Source organism: Microbispora sitophila (genome assembly GCF_014892245.1).
Taxonomy (GTDB): domain Bacteria; phylum Actinomycetota; class Actinomycetes; order Streptosporangiales; family Streptosporangiaceae; genus Microbispora; species Microbispora siamensis.
Map to the genome: position 1 here is coordinate 139,085 of NZ_JADBGC010000013.1, position 23,251 is coordinate 162,335.

The following is a 23,251-nucleotide window of genomic DNA, read 5'->3' on the forward strand; positions in this document are numbered from 1 at the left end:
AGACATGTCCGAGAACGTGGAAGCAGTCAGAGCCGATGCCGTCACCCGCTACGGCGAGCTGGCCAAAGCCGCCCAGGCAGGCAAGCAGGTCATCGACTGCGAGCCGCAGGAGTTCACCGACGGCTGCTTCGGCGCGGCCGGCTGCGACGACACCACCGGCCTGCCCGACGGAGCCCTGCGGGCCGGCCTGGGATGCGGCAACCCGGTCGCCGTCGCCGACCTCCAGCCCGGCGAAACCATCCTCGACCTGGGATCGGGCGGAGGCATCGACGTCCTGCTCTCAGCCCGCAGAGTCGGCCCGACCGGCAAAGCGTACGGCCTGGACGCCACCCCCGAAATGATCGAACTGGCCAAGGCCAACGCCACCGAGGCCGGAGCGACCAACGTCGAGTTCCTGCACGGCAACATCGAGGACATCCCGCTCCCCGACGACAGCGTGGACGTCATCATCTCCAACTGCGTGATCAACCTGTCCGCCGACAAACCCCGCGTGCTCGCCGAAGCCTTCCGCGTGCTCAAGCCCGGCGGCAGGCTCGGCGTCTCCGACATCATCGCCGACGACGGACTCGACCCCGCCCAGCGCGCCGAGGCCGAACACCTCGTCGGCTGCTCGATCGGCACCCTCACGGAAGCCGATTACCGCGCCCTGCTCGCAGAGGCCGGGTTCACCACATACACGATCACCCGCACCCACGCCGCGACCGGCGGCCTGCACTCGGCGATCGTTCAGGCGTCCAAGCCCTCCGCCCCGCCCGGGATCCTCATCCGCCCCATGCGAGAGACCGACGCGGCGCAGGTCCTCGCCATCTACCAGGCCGGCCTCGACGGCGGAAACGCCAGCTTCGAGACCACGGCACCGACCTGGCAGGCGTTCGACGCCGCGAAACTGCCGCTCCACCGGCACGTCGCCGTCGACGCCGTCAGCGGGCAGGTCGTCGGCTGGATCGCGGTCAGCGCCGTCTCCTCCCGATGCGTCTACGCCGGAGTGGTCGAGCACTCCGTGTACGTCCACCCCGACCACGGTGGCCGCGGAGTCGGGCTGGCGCTCCTGAACGCCCTCATCCACTCCACCGAGACCGAGGGCATCTGGACCATCCAGTCGGGCATCTTCCCCGAGAACACCGCCAGCCTGCGCCTGCACGAGAAGGCCGGCTTCCGCGTCGTCGGCACCCGCCACCACGTCGGCCGCCACCACGACCGCTGGCGCGACGTCGTCCTCCTCGAACGCCGCAGCACCGTCACAGGCCTGTGACCACCGATTGTGCTGGCGAACTGTGCTCATAGGGATCAAGGCGGCAGCGCGGCGCGCCGCCGTACTACGGCCCACCGCACGCACCCCGCCGTAACCGAGCGAACTGAGCCGATGCCGGCGACGCGCCGCCGCAACGTGGTCAGAGCTCAAGCACCATGAGGATCTCGTCGCGATCATCACCGGGGGCGAGCCGTAGCGCACCGGGCCACCGACCGATCTCTTTCCAACCGAGCCGCCTATAGAAGTCTTCGAGCCCCACACCGCCCCGGGCGGCGAGGTGAAGCTGTTCGAGTCCCATCTCTTCCCGGGCCACATGGCGCACCTGGCGCATCATCGCAGCGCCGATGCCCCTGCTGCGGAAGCTCGTGTGCGTTTGGACGTGATGAACGGTGCCCCAGTGAGCGATCAGTGGGTCGACGTTCCTGCGTACGTTCAGCCAGCCGGCGAGCGTCCCATCGACGAGGGTCAGGAGGAACCGACTGCGCTCCGGGTCGAGGTCGGCGATGAGCTGGTCAGCCACCACCGCCACCTCATCAATACTGACAGGGGGAAAGGGGAAGCCGGCCGCACCCCCGGCGTTGGTCACCGTGACCCAGCACTCGATCAGCTCCCGCCGCAGGTCGGGGGACATCTCAAGTCCGTCGGTGACCTGTAGAAAAACTGGAACACCCTCACGCATCATGGCCCCAGCCTGACAGACCCTCCGACGGCCCCGGAGAGAAGATCGCCTCCGGCGGGGGCCTCGGCTCCGAGGTGATCGCCCCGCGACAGCCGAGACCGTAGCTGGCTCAGGTGGGAAGCCTGGTCATCCCGTCCGCCACAACCCGGGCAAGCCGGCAGACCGGCTGCCGCTCCGCGGTGGATGGGAATCAGGGGTAGTCGCGGATCAAGAAACGAAGAAGCCGCCGACCTGCATCGCTGCTGGCCAGGGGCCACTTTTCCTGCTGCTGGCAGGTCCAGGGTTCGAACCTGGGTAGGCTGAGCCGACGGTTTTACAGCGCGTGACCATTCCAGGTCCCCCGATGCTCTTGACCTGCGCCGGAGCCTGCTCGCCGGCCCGCGGCCAGCAAGATCATTGCACGCATATTGCACGCGCCGACAGGGAGAACCAGCGGTCACGTCCGGGGGAGCGCTCGCAAAAGTTGCTCTTCCATCGTGGCGATGATCGGCTATCTTGGAATCGGTGAGAGTCCCGCGGCTTTGCCGTGAGCTGAGCTCCATCGAGATGTTTACCCATATCTATGGGTTTCGAATTTAGGGTGTTGAGTTTGTGTCGCCATTAGGCGGCCTTCAAACTCGACGCCCTTTCGCATTTTTAGGGGAATTTTCAGGGAAATGGCTATATCCCCGGAAGGGGGGTGAGACAGGGATGAGATCTACGTTCGCCATTGAGGTTGTGCGGACGGTACGGCACGCCTTGGGAAGCTGGGGCCGTACCGCCCGCCTGGCGGTCCTAGTGGTGCTCTTCGCACTGATGGGATGCCTCTTCACCGCCATCCAGCGGCTCCCGCTGATCGCCTGGTGAGGCATCTGACCTCCAAACGCACAGCTTAGGCGGAAGACTGGGCCTCCTGCATCCTCGCAGGGGTTACGTCCTGCTCCTTATCAGGGCACCGTCAAGCCGTGCTGTTCGCGGACTGGGAGAGGTGCGACCTCGCACGCGCCTCCCCATCCGCGTATCCCGTATGCCGTCGACCCGCTGCGGAGCAGCAGCAGCAGGCCGGCAACGGAGGCGCAAGGCCGTCTTCGCGTGTACGTCAGCCGGTCGCCGTTCCTCGGCAATCGGATGCCAACGGGCACAGACGGGCTTGAGCCGTAGGAGCTGGTCTGCTGTCGATGGCAGGAGGGATGCGCGGGCTCCCACCTCAGCCACTTGCAGCCCGCGCTCTTCAGCTCGGGCGGCATCCCGGAGCCGGAGCGCCCCTGCCGGAGGCAAAGAGAAGGGACGGGAGATGCGAGGACGGCCGAGAGGATTGCTCCGAGCGGCCCTCAACAGCATGCTGGGGGCTCTCTGCGCAGGCTTCCTGTTAAGCCTTTTGGCCATGTGGCTGTTTCACAATAGGCGATGGCCATTCGAGTATGACTTCGGGTGGGACCACGTCCTCGCCTTCACGCTGATGAGCGGCATGCTTGGAGTGCTGCACGCCATTCGCGACGAGTGGGCCCGCAGGAAATCGGCAGGGCGTGAGCTCGGCGCCGATGGAGATCACAGGGACGCGTCCGACGGAGTGTCGTAGCTAGTGCGGTGACCGCAAACGTTCACCGGGTCGGGTGATTACGCGACATGAGTAGCTGATCGTCCCCAGCAGCCCTGCAACGGGTGACCTCGGGGTCAAGAAGCACAAAGGCCTGCCAATCGGCGAATGTCGGCGCGGATCGACCGCCGCAGCAACCATCTCAGCGCCGGCTCCAGCAACTTCTCAGAGGTCCCGCGCGGGGTGACGCGCACGTGGAAGGTGAAGCGGCACCGTTCCTCGCCGAGCGGCTCGACCAGCCTGCCACCCTCGGCGTCGATCCCCGATGTGGTGCGCCAGGCAAACGAACGACCCGGCTCCACCTGGATGACCTCGCCGCCGTTGCGATAGGTCCGGCCCGCGAACCGCATCACCTCAGCAGTGGTCGTGCCCACCTGGACGATGCCTTCGGGTCGCGGCGCCATCGTCTTGACGCCCTTCCGCCAGCGTGGATCCTGGCCGTAGTCAGCGACGATCGCCCACACCAGCGCGGCCGGGCAGGCGATTTCCCCGTCCTCTTGAAGCTCGATCATCCGGCAATGCTAGAAGGCTGGTCGAGCTACAACTGAACCCGGTGAACGTTTGCGGTCACCGCACTAGTCGGGGTCGGCAGAGTGGACTGACGGCGGTGCGGCCAGTCTGGTCGGCGGGCGCGTTAGGTACGGCGTGGCGGGCGTGCGGCGGGCGGCCCGAGCCGCTGCCGACCGGGACCGGCCCCCAGGCCGCACGCCCGGACGGCGGGCGAGCGAGGGGCCGCGGTGCGCCGGCGCGGCGCGCCGCCGCCTTGATCCCTATGAGTGCATTTCGGCAACACTCTGATAAACCCTGGCCTGAGCAATCCACAGGCAGTGGGTCCGCTCCGATTCGCACGCTGTTGATGTCCAACTAGGCGTAAGCGGCACAGACCGGCCCCTCAGTCTAGGGGAGAGGGACGAGTCTGCCGCACGGCCGACATCAAGCTGCCTGTCCGATAATCAGGGGCCCTCCTCCCTCCTGCTGAGACCTATGCAAGTCTGCTTGTTGCATGCCCTGTACAGGAGGCTTGCGAATTGGTCATAGTGGTGTTGCGCCGCAGGCCGCCTCCGCGTACAGGATGCGGTCTCTAGCGGCTTGTCGCTGGTTCGATTGAAGGGTGGCCTCCATGGGACGTGGTGATGAGCTCAGAGAGAAAATTGTTCGAACTAGGGAGGGTATCCAATATTCCGTTTTAACTGACGAGCCCTGGCACATCTCCGGGAGCGATGTCGGTGAGTTGATCCGCACCGATCAATCAATAGCCGAATCTATCCATACTGTCGTAATGTCGGTTCGGTATGGCCTACAGGGAACTGGCGTCACTTCGGCGAGAGTGCAATTTGGCCTTTCCTTATCGGGTAGCGGAGCTTTCTTTGTCACGAAGGGACAGTCCGATGCACATATCGTTGTCTCGGTAGACGTGCAGCCGGAAGAGAGGTCGTCGCACGCCCTATAAGGAACCTACACTATGTCCGCGCAAAGAATTGCTCACTGGATGCTTCTTGTGGGCGTGGCATGCCTAGCACTTGAGTGGTATCCAGAGACATGGCCTCTCAGTGATTTCGTCGGCGATCTATATGCAAATGCGGCTACGAGCCTACTGAGCATATCTGCGACCGTGCTACTGATAGATCGCGCTAATGAGCAGCGGGACAGGGTGCAACTCAAGAAGCGCCTGATTTGGGAGATGGGTAGTTCTGATAAGGCTCTAGCCATTCGGGCAGTGAAGGAGATGCGCGATGAGGGCTGGCTCACAGACGGCAGTCTCAGGGATGCGGATCTCACTGGAGCGAACTTGGAGAGAGCTCAACTTGACGGCGCTTCCCTTGAAGGAGCTATATTCTCTGGATCTAATTTGAAATGGGCGCGTCTCGAGCGGGCCGATCTGCGCCGAGCGATTCTCGAGGGTGCCACTGCCGAAAGGGTCAATCTCCGGAACGCCAGGCTAACTGGCGTCAGCCTCAGATCTGCGAGGCTTCCAAGCGCCATATTAGAGGGAATTGACGGAGGGGGTGAAATTGACATGATGGGGGCATCGCTGATTCGAGCAAGCTTAAGGGGTGCGAAACTCGGCTCAGCCCAGCTCGAAGAATGCGATTTTTTCGAAGCCGATTTATCGGGGGCCGATCTGTCTGGGGCGCAACTTCTCCGCGCTATCGTGACGGGTGCTATCCTGGACGAGGTAAATCTGGAACGTGCCGACCTATCAGAATTGCAAGGATGGAAAGAGATAAAAAGCCTAAGGGAGGCACGAATTTCGGGCATAAGGAACGCCCCCGAAGGCTTTAGGGAATGGGCGGTCGAGCAAGGGGCAATCGATGCTTCCGGTAGGGAATCCAGGCAAACGCAAGCCTCAAAGTGAGATCGCAAATCGCACTCGTTGAAACGAGACCCGGTGAGACTCTTGGCATGCGCATTTGCTGGCGCAAAGGTTGGGCATGGCGATAATAGGAGAAATCGAGGTCCACGTCACGAGCGGCAACCGGCAAGAGGCTGATCGGATCGCTTCTGCCGTCGTGACTCGTCGGCTGGCTGCTTGTGCGCAGGTGGTCGCGCCTATCTCCTCTACTTACTGGTGGGCTGGTGGGATTCAGCAGGCGGAGGAGTGGTTGTTACTCATGAAGACGACCGCCGACCGCTTCGAAGACCTCGCGGCGTGCGTGCGTGAGCTGCACTCGTACGAGGTGCCGGAGATCGTGGCGGTTCCGATCGTGCAGGGGACGCTGGATTACTTGGAGTGGATCAGGCGGGAGACGGCCCCAGAGCGCGGCGAGTAGCGCGGATGTCGCCGAGTAGTTCGCGGGCGGCATGGTCGGGCCGGGCTGCGAGGGCCTTCTCGACCTTGGTGAGGTGTTGCATGCCCCAGGTGGATTCGGTGCGGTGGGCTGCTTCGAGGGCGCGGCGGGCGTAGGTGACTCCCTCGGTCACGTCGCCGATTTGGAGCTGTGCCTGTGCGATGTCGGTGTAGACGACGGACACACGCTTTTGGTCCTCGTCCTGGCCGAGAGCGGCGAGGGCGGCTTGGCCGGCCTCTGTGACGTGTTGCTCGTCGCCGAGCCGTACGTAGGTCGAGAGCTGGAAGGCGGCTATGCGTCCGGCGTCGAGAAAGCGGGTCCACGCGCGCTCTCGGTGGGGCCGGGCTCGGGTGTGGGCTTCCTCGGCTCGCTGCAACAGCTCGACGGCCTGGCCGTCGCCGAGTGCGGCCAGCTCTTCGGCTTCGCGGGCCAGCAACCATGCGCGGGTCGCGTCGTCGCCTTCGGCCGGGAGGAACTGCTGGGCGTGTCGGATGTGCTCGACGGCCTCGGGGCCGGTGGTGGCGTACGACCGGTAGGCGTAGGTGCATGCCTGGATGACGCGGTGTCCGCTCTCCTCGGCGGCCAGGGCGGCGACGCGCTCGAATGAGGCCGACTGCGCGGGCTGCTTGAGGTCCCAGGCGATCCAGGACGCCAGCGTTGCGGCTTCGCCGGTTGTTGCCGCCAGGCGGCGCCGGCAGCGCTCGGGCGGGCCGCTTTGAAGCAGGGTGCTCAGCTCGTTGATGTGCGTCGTCAGCCCTTGGTAGATGGCTCGGGCGGGCATGACGTATTCGAGCCGGTGGAAGCCGATGGTGCGCGCTTCGAGCCGTTCAATCGGTCGTCATCGAGCATCTGCGGCCCCCTCAGCGCACGGGAAAGGCGTTCCCAGGGGTCCGCGATGGAGGCCGCGGTTTCGGCGGTCATTCCGGCCGCGAGGAGCAGCATCGTTCGTCGGTCCATCCGGGCATCCAGCCTTCCCACTACCCAGGCCAGCGTCAGAAGGTCGACATCCCACAGATCGTCAGTTGGACGCGGGCCGATCACCACGCCTTCGACGCTAAGGAGCTGACTCGCTGGCATCCCATCCCGAGAAGGGATAGCGCGACGGGATGAGGCAGCTTCGATGATCTGGGAACGGCCGGACGAGCGGGGGGGCGAGTCCGCCTTCGGCAGGCCGCCAAGCGTGGTGAGCCGTTCGACGTGGAGACGGGCCTCCCTGTCTATGCTCCAGGCCAAAAGCGCCGGGACCGTCTTCGACTTCGTCCGGGCCTACATCGAGATGAAGTGGCCTCATGCGGCGGCCAAGAGCCGTGACAGCATGTCCGACGCGCTCGCCACGGCACTTCCGGCGCTGGTAAAGGAACGCCCCGGCCGCCCCGACGCTGAGACGCTTCGGACGGGGCTGCGGAAGTACGCACTCCTGCCAGAGGGCAAGCGGCCTGACGCTCCCCCGGCCATGGCTCGGGCCATTCGCTGGCTGGAAGGAGCCTCGCTCGACCTGGCCGACCTCGGCGAGACGAAGACGGTACGGCTGGCGCTCGACGCGCTCACGCTTCGCCTCGACGGCAAGGCGGCCAGTGCCAACACGGTCAGGCGTAAGCGGGCCGTCCTGCACGCGGTCGTGGAGTACGCGGTGGAGTTGGAAGAGCTTTCGGCAAATCCGCTGCACCGGATTAAGTGGAAGCCTCCCAAGACGACGGAGACTGTAGACCCTCGCGTCGTGGTCAACCCCGGCAGGCTCAGGAGCTGCTGACCGCGGTGACCGAGGTGTGGCAAGAAGCCCGACAGCTCGCACTCACCCCCGCCCAGGCCGCCTCTCCCCTGGCTCGTCGGCCGTACGACCTTCGGCACGCGGCCGTCTCCCTGTGGCTCAACGCCGGCGTCCCGGCCCCTGAGGTGGCCGAGCGGGCAGGGCACGGCGTTGACGTTCTCCTCCGTGTCTACGCCAAGTGCGTTGACGGACAACAGGAAATCGCCAACCGGCGGATTGACGACGCGCTCGCGGCATGATGTACGAGTAAAACCTAGGGTCCCGAAAGCCTCGGGACCCATCATCTTTGCACGAGCTGAAGCCATAACCGCATCCCGAACCGTGAAGAATGCAAGAGCCTTGCTCGGCCTAACTCTAGCCGGAAACAGGATCAGTTTAGAGACGCATAAACCATTCTCGATCAATCTCGACTGCCTCTACAAGCTTGGTTTCGACTCCTAGTTTAAACTCTTTGAGAAGGTCACACAGCCGAGCACCGTCGATTAGATCGATACGCAGGGCTCCAGCACGCCGCGCCTCCGCTTGTGCACCCGGCGTAAATGTCCCAGTTGTAATAAGTATTCCTTTGTCCGCCTTTCCATGCATGGCCCCTTGGAACTCACGAACTTCATCCGGGCCAAGCGACTTCCGCGAGCATTTGCATTGGAATACCACAGTGAGACTCACAAGCGAAAGCCAATAATCAGCGGTACCGTCGATACCACCGTCGCCTGATCGGCCAGTCACGATGACGTTGTCGAATCCGGTTTCACGCAGCAATCGCTGTGTGAGCCGCTCGAAAGCCGACGGTCCGGCGGCAATGATTGCCTCGAGAAGTTCAGAGCGCCAGGCACCCTCTTCGGGTGGTTCTTCCGCATTGGGCGACTCTACTCCGCCGCCGGACAGTTCGGCGAAGACAACATCCGACGCTCCTTGTTTCTCCAAAATTCCAGGAATAATATCCGTTAATGCAGGCGGAGACGGACTCTTCGGCGTCTTCCTCCTCTTGTCGTCATAACCTTTACGGAGTTCTTCCAGTTGATCCTTCTCGACAATCTGGCCGAGGCTCGTCAACGCCCATACGCCCTTACGACTGTTTTCAAGCAGGCCCATGCCTTTTAGATAGCTCAGGGCCCAAGCTAGGCGGTAAGCCACCTCAGTGCGCGGTCCACCCTTGTGAAGGACCTCAAGCTGTTGCTCTGTTAATCCAAGTTGCCGCTGCACCTGCTCAAGAATCTCTGAGTTGGTTGCAGATCCCCCTAGGTCGCGTATAGCAAGCAAGGCTGGCCAGAGGAGATCCTTGTATGAAGGCAGATCACTCGCGGGCATGTGCGCAGAATGCCACACTCGGCCGACATTTCGGCGCCTTCGCCCCACGTGTCGCAAGTCCCCCCTCAGCCGAGATGTGGACGGTCAACGCCTGTGAGGTAGTGGCGGATGCGCAGGGCCATCGAGCGGTCCATGGGCAGGGCTTCGGCCTGGTCTCGGGGCACCCCGCGAACCTCTGTCGACTCGCTGCTCAGGGTGAGCTCGCCGGCTACGGCGCGGGCGGTGAGCACGATGAAGAACTCCTGCCGAGCTTCGCCGTTGCTGGTGCAGAGGATCACGTGCCTGGGGTCGGTGTAGATGCCGACCAGGCCCGTGATCTCGCACAGCACGCCGGTCTCCTCGTGGGTCTCCCTCACCGCGGCTGATCATTGCGCGAGTATTGCGCGACCCCCTACAGACGGCCGCTCAGGGCGGCATCTGGCTGCTCAGGCCCGGAAAGCAGAAGAGGCCCCGAAGGGCCTCTGAGCTGCTGTTCTGCTGGTGGCAGGTCCAGGGTTCGAACCTGGGTAGGCTGAGCCGACGGTTTTACAGATGCCGGGAAGTTGTTGATCGTCAACCGCTTCCGCTGCTGGTCAGCGGCCTATTCGACGGCCAGGAGAACCGGCGCCGCGCCTCTCGTGCCCCCTGTGTGCCCTGCGGTTCTGCGGACCGCTCCCCGTGCCCCGCCTGTACGTCGAGGGCTTCGGCGACCTCCTTGTCACGTCCTTCCACGGCCCGCGCGTAGTGCCGAGTGGTCACACTCGCGTTGGAGTGCCCGAGCCGACGAGCCGCCGCCATGACGCCGTGCCGATCGGCTACCCACGTGGCGTGCGTCGCACGGAGATCATGGGGAGTTACGTCTTTGAGCTTCGCATCCTCGACCGCAGGGTCGAAGTGCCAACGCCTCCACGCGTTGTAGTGAAGAGGCTTGCCCGTCCGCCCGGTGAACAAGAGCGCGTCAGGGTCGTCGGGCAGCTTGGAGAGACGAGCCTTCAGGTTGGTCACGACGAAGGCGGGCAGAACGATCTCTCTCTTCTGGTGAGACTTGGGCGTGTCGAAGACGTGTTTGCCGGCGATCTCCGCCAGGGACTCGGCGACGAGGAGACGACCATTGTCGAGGTCGACGTGACGACGCCGGAGCGCGAACGCTTCACCGATACGCAGGCCGCCGTAAGCGAGGAGCTGCACGATCAGGTCATGCGGTGACCGCATGGCCGCGATCAGGGCCTTTACCTCATTCTCCGTCAGGATGTGCGGCTCAGTCTCGGGCATTCTGGGCAGCCGCACGCCCCGGCACGGCGACGCCTTGATCATCTCGTTGTGCACGGCAGCCGCCATGATCTGCGACATCAGGCGGTACGCCTGCCGGACGCGCGAGGCGCTGAGCCCGCGCTTGGTCATGCTGGCGACCCATTCGCTGATCGTGATCGGGCGGACGTGGCCGACCTCCATCTTGCCGAACCGCGGCTCTATCAGCGTCCGGAGAATCGAGGCGTACGACGCTCTCGTCTTGGGTTTCAATGTCGGGCTGACAGAGGTCAGCCAACGCTCGCCCCACTCCTTGACGGTGATCTTCGCCTGATCCGGGCTGATCCACTCGCCGCGAGCTACCTCGGCCTCTTTGAGCCGTAGCCACCGGTTCGCGTCCTTCTCCTTGGCGAAGGTGTGAGGGGCCGTATGCCGCTGTCCGTCCGGTCCCCAGTAGCGCACTTGCCACCGGCCCGAGGGCAGTTGCCGCGCATTGCCGAAAGCGCGTTCCCGCTTCGCCATCACGCGGCCCTCCCGCCCTCGTAGCCGTCGAGCGTGATAGCTGGCACGACTCCGGCCGCGATGAAGGCATCAAGCGCCGCTTCGGGGATACGCACGTTCCGGCCGACGTGGACGAAGGTGATACGCCGTTCCTCGATCAGCCGTCGAGGGAAGCGCTCGGAGGTGTTCAGACGTTCCGCCGCCTCCTTCACCGTGAGCAACCGTCCCTTCAGGAGCTCTTGAAGGGACGGGAGCTCCTGTCCGGCCTTCCTGGTCACGCTGCCCTCCCTTCAGTTGCCGAAAAATCTTGGCCGTCTCCGAGCGCTTGGAGCTGGTTCATGTGGTTACGCCAGCGCTGGCGTTCGTGGACCGAGCGCAGGAGCCGGACGCCGATGGGGGCCAACTCGGGATCACCGGGCTTGACCGGCCGCCAGACGTAGCGGTGGGGATCGACCGGCTCGTCTTCGATGCCGAGCGCTTCGAGCACCCAAGTGCGGCGATCCTGCTTGTGCTCCGTCAGCGTCTTGTTCGACCACTTCCGCGAGACGAGCACGCGACGGCCCGCGTAGCCGAGGTGATCAGGCTTGTGCGCCTTACCTCTGCACCGGCCCGGAGCCATTCCCCGCTTGGCGCCCTTGGGCTGGATCCCGTATCGGAGCCAGTTCGGGCAGGTCGGCGAGCACGGCTCGAACCGCAGGGCGTTGAGAAGGCGTTCGGCGTGTGCCTTCCGGCGTGGGTCGTCGGTGCCGAGGGCGTCGCCGAGGGACTTGGTGAGGTACTTGGACAGGTACTGGATGAGCTGGTCGGCGTCGGGGGTTCCGGCGAGGACGCTCTGTATGTCGAGCTGGTCGCCGAAGCGGAGCACGTGCAGGGGTTGGGCGTCTTCGTCGGTGTCGAGAGCGTCGAGGGCCTGTTCCCAGGTCGGCAGCACTTCCCCGGTGTCGGGGTCGAGGTAGCCGGCCCCGTCCTCCCACACGGGGAGATGGTCACCCTCAAAACGGACCGTGTCCGTGGACGGCCACCACACTTGGTGGTAGGTCGCGGCGATGATCTGCCGCAGCTCCGCACGCGGGAGGGTGCCGCGGATCGCCATGTGCAGGTGCGGGGCGAGCCGCTTTTGAGGTTCGACGGTGGCGAAGTACTGCACGTCGTATCCGGCGACCCGGCGGAGGTTCTGCACGAAGCGGTCGACGAGCTTGGAGAAGTGCAGCGCGTCACGGGCCGCCCGCGCGTAGTCGTACCGGTCAGGGTCGAGCGGCGCGCCCTCCAGCACCCGCCCGTAGGAGGGCAGGGTGAGCGTGACGAACATGGACGGCCGGTAGGTCTTGCCGTCCGAGCCGGTGAAGGTCCGCCCGAGCGTGGTCTTGGTCATCTGCCGCTTGGGCAGGTCCGGCGCGTCCTGCCGCCGCTTGGTCGAGCGCGTGCGCTTGCCGGAGGTGCGGCCGAGGACGTTGCCACGCATGCCCGCCCGGTTGATCTCCTCGTCCAGGTCCTCGATCGCGGCGTCCAGGTCTGTGGTGTCCCCGCCGGCCTTCTCGATCTCATCCCGCCACGCCTGAGCGTCGGCCCGCAGCTCCACGAGGTGCCGCTGATACTCGTCCGCGTTGTCGGGGAGGTTGACCGGTTCGTGGTCGAGGTGCCAGCCCTCCCGGCACTGCGCCCGCCGAAGCTGCCGGTTGCGCTTGGCGCACGGCGGGCACTTGCTCTCCAAGTGGCCCCGCACGGAACGTCTATGACCTCAACCTGCCCGGTGAGGATGTCCTGCCGCCGCAGCGGAACCGGGCGGATGCACACGCCGTACTGCTTGGCGATCTCCTCCACGACCTCACGGGCAAGGGGCTGTGCCATCCGGACGGCTCGGGGTGTGGAGCGGTCGTGCGGGTTGGTCACCAGTCACCTCCGCACCCGTCGAGAGCGTCGACCAGGTCGAGGCCGTCAACGATGACCGTGGCTTTCTCGCCGCACTCGTGGCACTCGACGATGCCGCGCACGGGGTCGAGCCACAGCACATCGAGAGCGCGGCAGCACGAGCAGCGCAGGCCGCCGAGGATGTGAGCCAGGCGCATCATCAGCTCACCCCCGCGAACTCGGCGACCATCGCCCGGATGTCGGCGTCGGAGACGTACGCCGCCCGGACCCGCACCGGGTCAGGGCTGGTTTCGAGGCGGACGTAGCCGACGCCCGCGCCCAGCTCGGGGACGGGTGAGATGTGGTCGGCGAGTGCACCCCGGTCGCGGGCTCCGTCGCCGAGGACCATGTCCACCTGCTCGGACTCGTCGAGCCGGAGGGCGATTTTGTCGGGGAACAGGTTGCGGATGTTCATGACCTCCTTGCGGGGGTCCTGGAGCGCGGCCATGACCCCGACACCGACCGCGCGCCCTTGCGTGGTGAGTGTGGCCAGGGCCGCCGTGATGCGCTGACGGAGGTGCTTGTCGGGATGGTAGGCGGTGAGGAAGGCGACCTCGTCGACGAGCACCAGGACGAACGGGTCAGCAGGCGTCGGGGTGTGGGAGCGCTGGAGGCCGGCGAACCGGTCGGCCCGCTCCTGCATCACGCTCACGGCCTCGTCGAGTAGGTCGGCGCACTCCTTCGGATCGGCCGCGTACCGGGAGCAGAACAAGGCCCGGCCGAAGGACAGTTCCATCCGCTTGGGGTCCAGCGCCCAGACCTGCACCAGGCCCGCCCGCATCGCCGGGAGGAGCCCGCGGATTGTCGACCACAGGTAGGAGCCCTTACCGGCCCCGGTGGCCCCGGCGATCAGGACGTGTGTGCCGTGGACGTTGAGCCGCAGTGGTGTGCCGTCCTCGCACCGGCCGATCTCGACCGGACCGACAGAGGCGACCTCGGGAATCGGAAGCGCGGGCAGTGGTTCGGCGAGGGGGTCGCGCCGGGGGAAGGTGAGCATGAGCCGCCCGGCCCGAGCGACGGCCACCCGGCAGGAGGGCGCGCCGAAGCCGTGGGCCAGGTGCTCGATGCGGTCGGCCCAGTCGGTGACGGCCTGGCCGTTGAGCATCTTCACGCTGACGCGGTCGGCCCAGCCGTCGCACTCGACACGGATCAGGCGGGGCAGGTAGTCGCGGCCCCGGATGTGCCGACCGAGGCCGGAGACGACCATGACCGGTTGCCAGTGCCGCCGGTAGACGGCGACGAGCCGCCACCAGGCCAGCAGCGGCCAGCCGACCAGGCGCAGGAACGAGCCCCGATCCAGCAACAGCCACGACAATCCGGCCGAGGGCAGGAAGCCGGTCATCACGAGAGCCAGGCGCCAGCCGTACAGGGTCCAGATCACCCCGAGGCCGACCGGCACGGCTACCGCGACCGGATGCCGCACGACCAGGCGGACCAGGCCCGCGAACAGGCGCGACAGCCAGATCACGATGGTGACGATGGCGGGGGTCTGCATGACGGCCGGGCGGAAGACCACGGCCGTGTCTGGGGTGGTGGAGACGAGGTTACGGTGCCTCGTCGCCAGGCAGTTTTCGGAACATTAGACTTCGTGTCCTCTCGTGATTTCGCAGTCAGGGAGAGTTGAGGGGCCGCCGGAAGTTGCCGCTTCCTGCGGCCCCGCTTGCATGTCAGGCCGCCGAGTCGGTGACCTGGGCGTGTTCGGCGTGCAGACGCTCGCAGTCGGCCAGGTATCGGGCGGCGGCGTTGAAGATCTCCCGCGCGATGTCCAGGTCCTCGGCGCTGACCGGTCCGGCTCCGGTGGTCGAGACCGTCACGTCCGCCTCGTCGGACTCCAGGACCAAGTACGGCCGCCCGGACTCCAGCACCCGAGCCCGCGCCCGCGTGATCGAGGCGTAGAACGAGATCCCGATGCGGGGGCGCTCGCCGGGTCGATCGACATCGACAGGTGCGTGTACGGCCGCCCGGTCACGCCGCCGCCTCCTTGCCGTTGCCGGCCGCCTTGGCGTGAGCGCGAGGAGCGCGCATCTCCCGAGCCCGAATGGAGTAGGCGAGCCGTCCGGACCCGTTGACGTACGGGGTCACGGTCAGCCCGTCGAACTCGACCGGCGTGAACGGCAGGCCCGCCACCGAAGCCGGGGGCACCGGCTGCACCGGAGCGAGGATCTTGACGGCCACGGTCTTCTGCGCCGCCTTCAGCGACGGGTCGGCGTCCATCACGGGGATCTGCCAGACGAGTTCGCCCGTCTGCTTGTCCCGCGCCTGGACGAACCGGCCGTTGCTCGACGCCTCGAAATCCTTGACCGGCTCGACCTCACCCACCGCATAGCACCCGTACGGGAAGATCTGGCCGAAGCTGATCGGAATGGGTCCCTGTAGAGCCATGTGACACCACCTCCTCATCTTGTCCTGTCGGTCAGCTTGACTGACCAAGCTACCTCTCCATGAAACGCGAAACCCGCTTGGCTAGTCAAGTACACCAAGCGGGTTCGCGGAGGAAAGTTGGATTACCGGATGGGGTAGGCGTCTTCGAGCTCGTGACGGTCGCCGGGGAGGACCGTCTCCACCACGATCCAGGGCTTACCGGTGGCGTCGCAGGCGACGGCATAGACGGCCAGCAGCGCGGCCGAAGCCTTGACGCCGAGGAGGTCTCGCTCCTCCGGTGTGGGGTTGCGCGCGGTCACGTGCTCGACGATGTGGTCCAGCTCGACGCCGGCAACGGCTTCTACGTAGCGCCGTACGCCCTGCTTGAGATCGGCGGTGTCTGTCAAGGCCGTCCCTTCGGCCACGTCGGCGGGAACCCATGTCGAGGAGACCTCGGATGCTTCGTCGTCGCGGGTGACGAGGGTCTTGCGGAGCACCACCGGCGACTTCGGCGTGATGCCGAGGTAGGAGGCGATGCGGTTGGGTGCCTCGGCCGGCCCCGCTGTGAGGAGTCGGCTGGAGACCTGGACCTCTTTGCGGTCGAGCAGTTCACGCCCGGTGCGTACCTGTTGGGTGGAGGCGATGGCCGGGCGTCCCCGGACGAACCGGCCCTTGCCTTGATGGGTGACGATCCATCCGTGATCGCGCAGCACGCCCAGGGCCTTGACGACGGTCGGCCGTGCCATGCCGAACTCGGCCATGAGCTGATGTTCGCTCGGTAGCGGAGAGCCGGGCGGGTACTCGCCGGACTCGATGCGCCGTTCCAGTTCGGCGATCAGTTGCGCGTATTTGGGAGGGGTGTATTCAAATGACATCAGAGCCCCACATTCAACATGCCTGTCTAGCCAAGCAGGCTAGCAGTGCATGCGATGCTTGCGAAGGGCTTCCGCCGACATGAACTCCTACCCCTTGAGCGCGACGGCGCAGGACACCCGCGCCTTGATGGAGTCGACCACGCCGCCGCGCCCGTCTATCGGACCTGACCGGTCAGCAACGCCGACCAGGTCTCCCAGCCCTGCCCCACCCGCCATCGGTGGGTCTCGCTGATCTCAGGGGCGTCCTCGTTCTGCACGGTGCGCCGGATGAAGGCGACACCGCCCGACTGGCACAACTCGTAGAACCGGGCCTGACAGTCGCACGTCCAGGCCAGCACTCGGACGCGATGCGCCGGCGACGGCTCCCACCACTCCAGTTCCCGGAAGTATCCCCGGCGGATGGGGACGTGTGCGCTGTGCAGGCGGTTCGGCTCGTCGAGGTCGTTCACGAGCCCTCGCCAGCGAGGTACGGCGGGCACGGGTGGACGCGGCGAAGCTGCCCGTAGCGATGCGCCACCCGGCGCGCGGCAGTGACGATGTCGGAGGCCGGGGCGAAGGCGTAGACCGGCCGCCCGCTGGTCGAGGTACGGCCCGAGCGCCAGCGGAACCAGTGGCCGTCGGTCCAGACGACCAGCTCGACCCAGACCGACACCAGCGCCAGCCCGTACCCCTCGTGCACGTCGGCCGCCACGCCGTACTGCTCTAGCTCCACACGCAGCCGCTCCGCAGTGTGGGCAGCGGTGACCACCGGGGGCCGCCGACCGTACACGAGCTGATCAGCGCTCATCACGCCGCCGCCGGCACGCCGGTACCCGCGCAGTCGAAGCACTCGACCGCCACCAACTCCACGGCCACACCGTCAAGCCGAAGCCGGGCATCGGCCGAGGACTTCCGAACGAACCGCCAGCCCTTCCCCCGGCAGGCTCCGCATCTGTCCATCTCCGTAACCATGGGATCAAGGGTCGGAATTCTCGTTCTCCCAGCCCATCCCCGCGTGGCATCCCTTGACGGGATAGGTCGCGACCGCGTAGCAGTGGAAGGCACTTTCCGTTGCCCGCCCCGGTGCGAAGGGAAAGCCCGCGGATGCCGCCACGCATGGCCGAGCCGTACGAGGTCCCCGCCTCGCTCTGGCACCGCCCCGACATGCTCGCCGCGCTCAAGACCCGCGACATCGGCGCAGTCTTCCGCCTGGTTCGCCAGTACGGCGGCTTGAGCCAGACCGCCATCGGCAGCCTGACCGGCTACAGCCAGGGCAAGGTCAGCGCCATCATGAGCGGAAGCCAGCAGGTCACCGCCCTGGAGGTGTTCGAGCGCATCGCCGACGGCCTGCACATGCCCGACCAGGCCCGCATGGCTCTCGGCCTCGCTCCTCGCGACCTGGCCGCCGTAGCCATCCCACGGCAGGATCCCCACCCAGCAGGTCCGCGGCCTACCGTTGATCTCGTCCGACACGGAGAGGACGAGACCGAAGTGCGACGTCGTGACTTCGTCGGCCTCGCGGGGGCCGCCCTGTTCAGTGCCGTAGTAGCCCAACCCCTCACCCGCGACGAGGAAGCCGCAGGCGCCGACGACCTCGCCGCAGCCCTCACCGAATACCCGGTCGCTGGCCGCCAGCTCCCAGAGCTGTCGCAACTTGCCGCCGCTGTCGCCAGGGCGAAGCGGAGCTACCAGGCGTGCCGATACTCCGAGGTCGCGGCGATGCTTCCCACGCTGATCCGCTCCCTGCGCCTCGCGTGCGTCACGCTCGACGGGGACGCCCGGCTCAAGGCACACGCCCTGTCCGCCGAGGCGCACCACGTGGCCGCCTCCATCCTGCTCAAGCAAGAAGACAAGGGCCTCGCCTGGCTCGCCGCCGACCGCAGCGTCCACGCCGCCCAGGCCAGCGAGAGCCCGCTGATGATGGGCTCAAGCGCCCGCATCATCACCCACGCCCTGATGGACGGCGGACACCACCGAGCAGCGACCGGCATGGCGAGCACCGCCGCTCAACGCCTGAACGCCGCCCTGGCCCAGCCGTCCCCGAACGACCTGTCGGTGTACGGGACGCTTCTGCTGCGTGGAGCCGTCGCCGCCGCTCAGCACAGCAACCGGCACACCGCCGCCGAACTCTTGGACGAGGCCGATGACGCAGGCCGACGACTCGGCTACGACGGCAACCACATGTGGACCGCGTTCGGCCCGAACAACGTCCTGTGCCACCGCGTGAACATCGCCCTCTCCCTCGGCGACGCCGGAACCGCCATCGAGAACGCCCGCAGGATCGACATCAACGCCCTGCCCATCAACGAGCGCAAGGCGACCGTCCTCCTGGACACCTCTCGCGCATTCCTCGCCTGGGGCAAACACGACCGCGCCCTCTACATCCTGCGCGCGGCCGGAGACATCGCCCCCGAGGAAATCACCACCCGCCCCGTCACTCATAGGCTGGTCCGCGACATCCTCGCCACCGCGCCCATCAGCATCCGACGCGAAGCGCGAGAGTACGCCGAATCCCTGGGAGTCACCGCGTGACCGACACCGGCAAGGTCCTGTACATCATCGTCTGCGCCGCAGGACCCGCCGGCGACGTCGGCAAACTCGTCACGCTGGCCCAGGACGACGGATGGACCGTGCAGATCGTCGCCACCCCGAACGCACTCGACTTCATTGACGTCCCCGCACTGGAGACGCAGACCGGCCGCCCCGTCCGCAGCCAGTACCGGAAGCCCACCGAGCCGAAGTCACCGCGAGCTGACGCCATCATCGTCGCCCCCGCGACCTACAACACCATCAACAAGTTCGCCCAAGGCATCGCCGACACCTACGCCCTCGGCCTCCTCGCCGAAGCCCCCGGTCTTGGCATCCCCGTCGTCGTCCTGCCCTTTGTCAACAGCGCCCTTGCTGCCCGCAAGCCCTTCCGCCACAGCATCGAGATCTTACGGACAGAAGGCATTTGCATCCTTCTGGGCTCCGGTCAATTCGAGCCGCACGCCGCTGGCGCCGGAACCGAAGTGATCGGCACCTATCCTTGGCATCTTGCTCTGGCTAAGATAAGTATTCGAACTGACTCTTAAGGCCTTAGCTGAGATGACGCTGCCGGGATTGAGCTAACGAACTGGCCGCGCCAACTAGGTTGTCTCCTATAAGTCATCACTGCGCTTAGAAGTCGCGCCAGGCTCGTCCGCATCTCGCTCGACTACCTTGAACCATCCTGGACGATCATCACAGGCAACTGGCCCCCATCCTGCTGGCCAGTATTCGGGATGCAACTCTCGGTCACGCGATTCGATATAGGTGTCCCAGAAGTCGATTGAGCTGTCAGGCCCACAAGTCCACCCGTAAAGCTCAAGGTCTTTAATAGACACATTCACGAAATCAATCAGGCCAATTATCCTCAACTGATCGAAATGCAACCTTGCAGAGAAGGTGGTATTTTCGATTCGGGACATTCCTGCAAACTTCGCAAGCCCGAAGCGTGTATTACCTTTGAATGAGGCATTCTCGGCCCAGATCCCACCTCCGAATTCTACCGTTCGAAATGTCGTGTAGTTGGAGAAAATGGTATCGTTCAGCATCATTGCTCCACCTAGCTTGGCGCCGTCAAATCCTGCGTGGTTTTTGAACCTCGCACTGCCAAACTCTGCGCCATCGGTGAAATGTGCCTGTTCAAATAGTGCGTCACGGTGAAATGTTGCCCCCCAGTAGCCGGCCCCTTTGCCGAATTCGGCATTAGCGAACACTGTCGCACCTTCAAAGGAGCACTCTCCAAAGTTTGCACCTTGTTCGAACCGGGCGTGATCAAATTGCGCGGGACCCGAAAAGCTAGCCCCCCTAAAGTTCGCTTCTTCTGAGAAAAGTACTCTCTGGAAGTTGCAGCACTCGACGATGTGACTCTCCGAAAAGTATGCATCAGCCAAGAAGTTGGAGTCGCTAAAATCTGCACCTGAAAGAAAATGGGTTCCTATAAAGCTAGCCTCGCCACGAAAGCATGCTCCTCGGAAGTCTGCAAACTCTATTGAGCACTTATCGAAGTTAAAATCCTCAAGGATGGCTCCTCGAAGGTTAATTCGAATTGCGGGCCAAAATGTCCTTGGGGTGGGGCGCGATCCATCGCCGCGCCTTAGATGAGTTGCGAGAATTTCTTGTGCGGCAAGGCGGACCTCCCTTTCTTGTAGCCAGTCCGCGCTATCAGCAGCCGAAACGTGAATCGGGGTTCCTGAGTGTTCCCGGGTAGGTAAGGACTTATCCGACGATGATGTGCTCATCCTAAGATAGGCGCAAATAACGTTCACTATGGTTTGCTGATGACTGGGGCTACCTTTGTTGTCTTGTGCGAGCCTTTCTAGAGAGTAAAAACCTGCTAGGCGCACGGCAGCCTTGTCGTGTCCGATCTGCTCCACGGCCTTGGTGTACAGTTCGGTAATTCTACGCTCCGTTTCGTCATATTCTTTTCTTTCCTGAACTTGCTCTTCATGATGCTGGCCCCGCTCGGTAAGCCATTGACGCCTGGCACCTAAAATCAATGCAGCAAGCCCGGCACCTCCGGCTCCGACGGTTAGTCCAGTCTTCACCGCATCAAGTCGCAGTTCTGTCCGCTTTGCAGCGTCCGGTGATGAATCCGCAAGAACTAGAAGTATGGCTGTGGTAGCCCACGCGAAGACGATCACGATGCCTATGCCAATTAAAACCCACCATGCTGAGATAAGCCTAAAAGACTTGCGATCACCACTGCCCCCTGTCTTCGCGGGCGACAGATAATAGATTACACCAATGATAAACATTAGTGCTATCAGCCCCAGGAGCGGCGAAAGGGGAAAGTAGGTGGCAACGCTTACGTTGTTGGTTTCGGCTTGCACGGCCCCCAGACCAGTCCCCGTTCCGATGGCAAGAAGGGCTACAGCCCGCAGAAGCCGGGTAGCGTCACTAGAAATGAGGCGCCTCATGGACCCAATCTCAGCGCAGACTCCCGCACTTTGGGAAGAGAGTGTCTAGTCCCACGACATGATTGACAGTTCTGTCCCACCACATGCTTGACGGGTGCCCTAGGAAACATGACCGGCCTTGCGGGGCCGGGCCGCTTTGACGCTGCGGACGGGTTGAGTGGTGGTGCGGCGGACCACGCGGGTGTCGTCGGGCAGTTCGATGGTCAAGGTGGTGTCGCTGACGTGCACCGTGACGATCGCGCGGGCGTGAATGCGGCCGAGGGCGACCTTCTGCCCGACGACCATGATGACCCCGCTGTTGCTGGCCACCCGCTGCACCGTGACCGGCTCGGCCGAGGGCCTCGGTGGCGGCCCTGCCGGGCGAGCGTCGCGCAGGTGCCGCACCCGCTCCCCGCTGATCGGGTTGGGCCGGGTGCGCAGCAGCTCGCGGGTGCCGGGGTCGAAGAACATCAACGTGTGCTCCTCAATCCGGACGGTCACCCGCCGCCCGTTGAGGATCTCAGCGGCCAGCACGACGCGTCCGGCGAGGCTGACCGTGCCCGAGCGGCTGACGGTCCGATCCACCTCCACCGCCGTTCCCGGCTCGGCGGCCGGCAGCGGCGCCGGCCCGGCCGCGCGTCCCCCGGCTGCGGCGAGTTTGGCCAGGTCGGCGTTCGACAGGTGGGAGCGGAAGCTCTTGATCCGCACCCCGGCAACCAGCAGGTGGATGACGTCGGTGTCGGCCCAGAACGTCACCATCACCCCGGCCCGATCCGGGCCGAGCCAGAACTGGCGCCCCGCCACGAACATGTTGCCGCTGGCCGGGACGACACGGTCGAACTCCACTGGCCCGCTCGACCACGCCCTAACCTGCTCCTGGTCGGCAACCGGAGGTCCGCCCGGCCGATCCGGAACCTGGACCGGTGCGGGGACCTGTGGTGCTGGTGCCGGCCGCGGCGGGGCGGCCTGTCCGTCGAGCGCCTTGAGCGCGCCGGGCAGCCGCAGCGGCAGCAAGTCCTCGCGGGGGTCGGCCGTGGGCGTGAACCGCTCGGCTGGGCAGGCCATGCCGATCGCCTGATGCGGCCGCCGGGTGTTGTACTCGACCACCCAGGCATCCACCGCGGCCTGCGCCGCCGCCAGGTCCTCAAACGGCACCCCGTCATCAAGCAGCTCGCGGCGCAGCGTCTGATGGAACCGCTCGACCTTCCCCCTCGTGGTCGGCGACCGCGGCTGAGTCAGCCGATGAGCGATGCCGTTGTCGCGGCAGATCCGGTCGAACAGCACCTCCCCGCCCTTGCCGAACCGGTCGGTGAACTGCTTGCCATTGTCCGTCAGCACCTCCTGCGGCACCCCGAACCTCTGCAGCGCCGCAGCAAAGGCCAGGCACACCGCCCGTCCGGTCGGACGAGCCACCACAGAGGCGATCACGCAGTAACGGGAATGGTCGTCGACGCCGGTGACGACTTTGGCCTCACTCCCGTCGGCCAGGAACACCCCGCCGACGACGTCCATCTGCCACAACTGCATCGGCGCAGGCCGCTCCCACCGCAGGTAGTCCTCCCGCCGTTTGCGCCGCTGCCGCGCACTCACCAGGCCGTGACGCACCAGCGCCCGATACACCGCCATCCGCGACGGCACCGGCTCCACCCCCAGGCGCTTAACCTCGTGCACCAGCCGGACCGGACCCCACCGCGGATGCTCACGCCGCAGCTCACACACCACCGCCTCCACCTCCGCCGATAACTGCGACGGCGACGACTTCGGACGCCGGGAACGGTCGGCCAATCCCGACAAACCGGATTCGCGATAACGGCGCAGCCAGGAATGCACCGTCTGCCGCGACACCCCGATTTGCGCGGCGGTCTCGCTCACACTCGCCCCGGCGAGGACCGCCAAAACCGCCCGATAACGCTGCTCGACAACCGACAAATCGACCAGGGCCAATCCCGGCCTCCTGACGCGCGCCACCCGCAAATGACGCACGAAAGATCGACCGAAAACGGCACCTGTCAAACATGTCCTGGGACTGATGTGTCAAGCATGTCGCGGGACAGGACAACTTTGGGAAGAGAGTCGCTGCCGAAATGTTCTTGTAGGGATCAAGGC

The 23,251-nt window shown here is 65.2% G+C and carries 24 protein-coding genes and 1 pseudogene; 7 read left to right on the forward strand and 18 right to left on the reverse strand.

All coding sequences use genetic code 11. From position 1 onward, the window contains the following. Nucleotides 1–4: 4 nt before the first annotated feature. Nucleotides 5–1,252 carry an arsenite methyltransferase gene (arsM, locus tag IL992_RS24245; RefSeq protein WP_193205670.1) on the forward strand — a complete coding sequence of 416 codons (1,248 nt, stop codon included), beginning with the start codon at nt 5–7 and terminating at the stop codon, nt 1,250–1,252. A gap of 139 nt (nt 1,253–1,391) precedes the next feature. Here the strand turns inward: arsM and IL992_RS24250 are convergent, their stop codons facing one another. Next, complete coding sequence (locus IL992_RS24250; RefSeq protein WP_226873671.1) at nt 1,392–1,934, reverse strand: GNAT family N-acetyltransferase; 543 nt, start codon at nt 1,932–1,934, stop codon at nt 1,392–1,394. Nucleotides 1,935–3,584: 1,650 nt separating this feature from the next. Continuing rightward, nucleotides 3,585–4,019: an SRPBCC family protein gene (locus IL992_RS24255; RefSeq protein WP_193205671.1), complete on the reverse strand. Its 435-nt coding sequence runs from the start codon at nt 4,017–4,019 to the stop codon at nt 3,585–3,587. A gap of 608 nt (nt 4,020–4,627) precedes the next feature. Here IL992_RS24255 and IL992_RS49000 point away from each other — a divergent pair. From IL992_RS49000 to cutA, 3 genes are all read left to right on the forward strand, one after another. Beyond that, a complete protein-coding gene (locus IL992_RS49000) occupies nt 4,628–4,957 on the forward strand; it encodes a CU044_2847 family protein (RefSeq protein WP_226873672.1) in 330 nt (109 codons plus the stop codon). Between the two features lie 39 nt (nt 4,958–4,996). Next, the gene (locus IL992_RS24260) at nt 4,997–5,863 is read left to right on the forward strand and encodes a pentapeptide repeat-containing protein (protein ID WP_226873673.1); all 867 of its coding nucleotides are present in this window, start codon (nt 4,997–4,999) and stop codon (nt 5,861–5,863) included. A gap of 76 nt (nt 5,864–5,939) precedes the next feature. Then, nucleotides 5,940–6,278: a divalent-cation tolerance protein CutA gene (gene cutA / locus IL992_RS24265; RefSeq protein WP_193205672.1), complete on the forward strand. Its 339-nt coding sequence runs from the start codon at nt 5,940–5,942 to the stop codon at nt 6,276–6,278. Here the strand turns inward: cutA and IL992_RS24270 are convergent. Continuing rightward, nucleotides 6,244–7,077 carry a hypothetical protein gene (locus IL992_RS24270; RefSeq protein WP_226873674.1) on the reverse strand — a complete coding sequence of 278 codons (834 nt, stop codon included), beginning with the start codon at nt 7,075–7,077 and terminating at the stop codon, nt 6,244–6,246. The two genes, cutA and IL992_RS24270, sit on opposite strands and share 35 nt — an antisense overlap. Next, a complete protein-coding gene (locus tag IL992_RS46470) occupies nt 7,047–7,340 on the reverse strand; it encodes a hypothetical protein (protein WP_226873675.1) in 294 nt (97 codons plus the stop codon). Before IL992_RS46470 ends, IL992_RS24270 begins: the two co-directional genes overlap by 31 nt. A gap of 175 nt (nt 7,341–7,515) precedes the next feature. Here IL992_RS46470 and IL992_RS46475 point away from each other — a divergent pair, with 175 nt between their 5' ends. Further along, entirely contained in the window at nt 7,516–8,046 is a 531-nt protein-coding gene (locus IL992_RS46475) for a hypothetical protein (protein WP_226873676.1), read from the forward strand. A 393-nt stretch (nt 8,047–8,439) separates the two neighbouring features. Here the strand turns inward: IL992_RS46475 and IL992_RS24280 are convergent, their stop codons facing one another. The 12 genes and pseudogenes from IL992_RS24280 to IL992_RS24335 all read right to left on the reverse strand — a co-directional run bounded on the left by IL992_RS24280 (nt 8,440) and on the right by IL992_RS24335 (nt 17,031). Continuing rightward, nucleotides 8,440–9,372, reverse strand: coding sequence for a restriction endonuclease (locus tag IL992_RS24280; RefSeq protein ID WP_193205673.1), 933 nt, complete (start codon nt 9,370–9,372; stop codon nt 8,440–8,442). A 65-nt stretch (nt 9,373–9,437) separates the two neighbouring features. Beyond that, nucleotides 9,438–9,734: pseudogene (locus IL992_RS24285) on the reverse strand (NUDIX hydrolase); the annotation flags it as partial. Between the two features lie 190 nt (nt 9,735–9,924). Beyond that, the gene (locus tag IL992_RS24290) at nt 9,925–11,121 is read right to left on the reverse strand and encodes a tyrosine-type recombinase/integrase (protein ID WP_226873721.1); all 1,197 of its coding nucleotides are present in this window, start codon (nt 11,119–11,121) and stop codon (nt 9,925–9,927) included. Further along, nucleotides 11,121–11,378 (reverse strand): helix-turn-helix domain-containing protein, encoded by a 258-nt coding sequence (locus IL992_RS24295; protein WP_319018789.1) that lies wholly within the window; start codon nt 11,376–11,378, stop codon nt 11,121–11,123. The genes IL992_RS24290 and IL992_RS24295 overlap by 1 nt, the downstream gene beginning before the upstream one ends. Further along, nucleotides 11,375–12,823 (reverse strand): replication initiator, encoded by a 1,449-nt coding sequence (locus IL992_RS24300; RefSeq protein ID WP_319018790.1) that lies wholly within the window; start codon nt 12,821–12,823, stop codon nt 11,375–11,377. Before IL992_RS24300 ends, IL992_RS24295 begins: the two co-directional genes overlap by 4 nt. A 163-nt stretch (nt 12,824–12,986) precedes the next feature. Next, nucleotides 12,987–13,169, reverse strand: coding sequence for a hypothetical protein (locus tag IL992_RS24305; RefSeq protein WP_193205676.1), 183 nt, complete (start codon nt 13,167–13,169; stop codon nt 12,987–12,989). Further along, the gene (locus IL992_RS24310; RefSeq protein WP_226873677.1) at nt 13,169–14,503 is read right to left on the reverse strand and encodes an FtsK/SpoIIIE domain-containing protein; all 1,335 of its coding nucleotides are present in this window, start codon (nt 14,501–14,503) and stop codon (nt 13,169–13,171) included. Before IL992_RS24310 ends, IL992_RS24305 begins: the two co-directional genes overlap by 1 nt. A 172-nt stretch (nt 14,504–14,675) precedes the next feature. Beyond that, entirely contained in the window at nt 14,676–14,822 is a 147-nt protein-coding gene (locus IL992_RS24315) for a hypothetical protein (protein ID WP_193205677.1), read from the reverse strand. Nucleotides 14,823–14,973: 151 nt separating this feature from the next. Then, complete coding sequence (locus tag IL992_RS24320) at nt 14,974–15,390, reverse strand: plasmid replication, integration and excision activator (RefSeq protein WP_193205678.1); 417 nt, start codon at nt 15,388–15,390, stop codon at nt 14,974–14,976. A 122-nt stretch (nt 15,391–15,512) separates the two neighbouring features. Next, nucleotides 15,513–16,244, reverse strand: coding sequence for a GntR family transcriptional regulator (locus tag IL992_RS24325; RefSeq protein WP_193205679.1), 732 nt, complete (start codon nt 16,242–16,244; stop codon nt 15,513–15,515). 155 nt (nt 16,245–16,399) lie between these two features. Next, nucleotides 16,400–16,693, reverse strand: coding sequence for a hypothetical protein (locus IL992_RS24330; protein ID WP_193205680.1), 294 nt, complete (start codon nt 16,691–16,693; stop codon nt 16,400–16,402). Further along, complete coding sequence (locus tag IL992_RS24335; protein WP_193205681.1) at nt 16,690–17,031, reverse strand: hypothetical protein; 342 nt, start codon at nt 17,029–17,031, stop codon at nt 16,690–16,692. Before IL992_RS24335 ends, IL992_RS24330 begins: the two co-directional genes overlap by 4 nt. A gap of 356 nt (nt 17,032–17,387) precedes the next feature. Between IL992_RS24335 and IL992_RS24340 the strand changes: the two genes are divergently transcribed. Both IL992_RS24340 and IL992_RS24345 read left to right on the forward strand, forming a co-directional pair. Further along, complete coding sequence (locus tag IL992_RS24340) at nt 17,388–18,755, forward strand: helix-turn-helix domain-containing protein (RefSeq protein WP_226873678.1); 1,368 nt, start codon at nt 17,388–17,390, stop codon at nt 18,753–18,755. Next, nucleotides 18,752–19,297: a flavoprotein gene (locus tag IL992_RS24345; RefSeq protein WP_193205683.1), complete on the forward strand. Its 546-nt coding sequence runs from the start codon at nt 18,752–18,754 to the stop codon at nt 19,295–19,297. The genes IL992_RS24340 and IL992_RS24345 overlap by 4 nt, the downstream gene beginning before the upstream one ends. A 66-nt stretch (nt 19,298–19,363) precedes the next feature. On the opposite strand, the gene IL992_RS24350 is transcribed toward IL992_RS24345, so the two are convergent. Both IL992_RS24350 and IL992_RS24355 read right to left on the reverse strand, forming a co-directional pair. Then, nucleotides 19,364–21,166 carry a pentapeptide repeat-containing protein gene (locus IL992_RS24350; protein WP_193205684.1) on the reverse strand — a complete coding sequence of 601 codons (1,803 nt, stop codon included), beginning with the start codon at nt 21,164–21,166 and terminating at the stop codon, nt 19,364–19,366. Nucleotides 21,167–21,265: 99 nt separating this feature from the next. Continuing rightward, nucleotides 21,266–23,074, reverse strand: coding sequence for an IS481 family transposase (locus IL992_RS24355; RefSeq protein WP_226873725.1), 1,809 nt, complete (start codon nt 23,072–23,074; stop codon nt 21,266–21,268). Between the last annotated feature and the right edge of the window lie 177 nt (nt 23,075–23,251).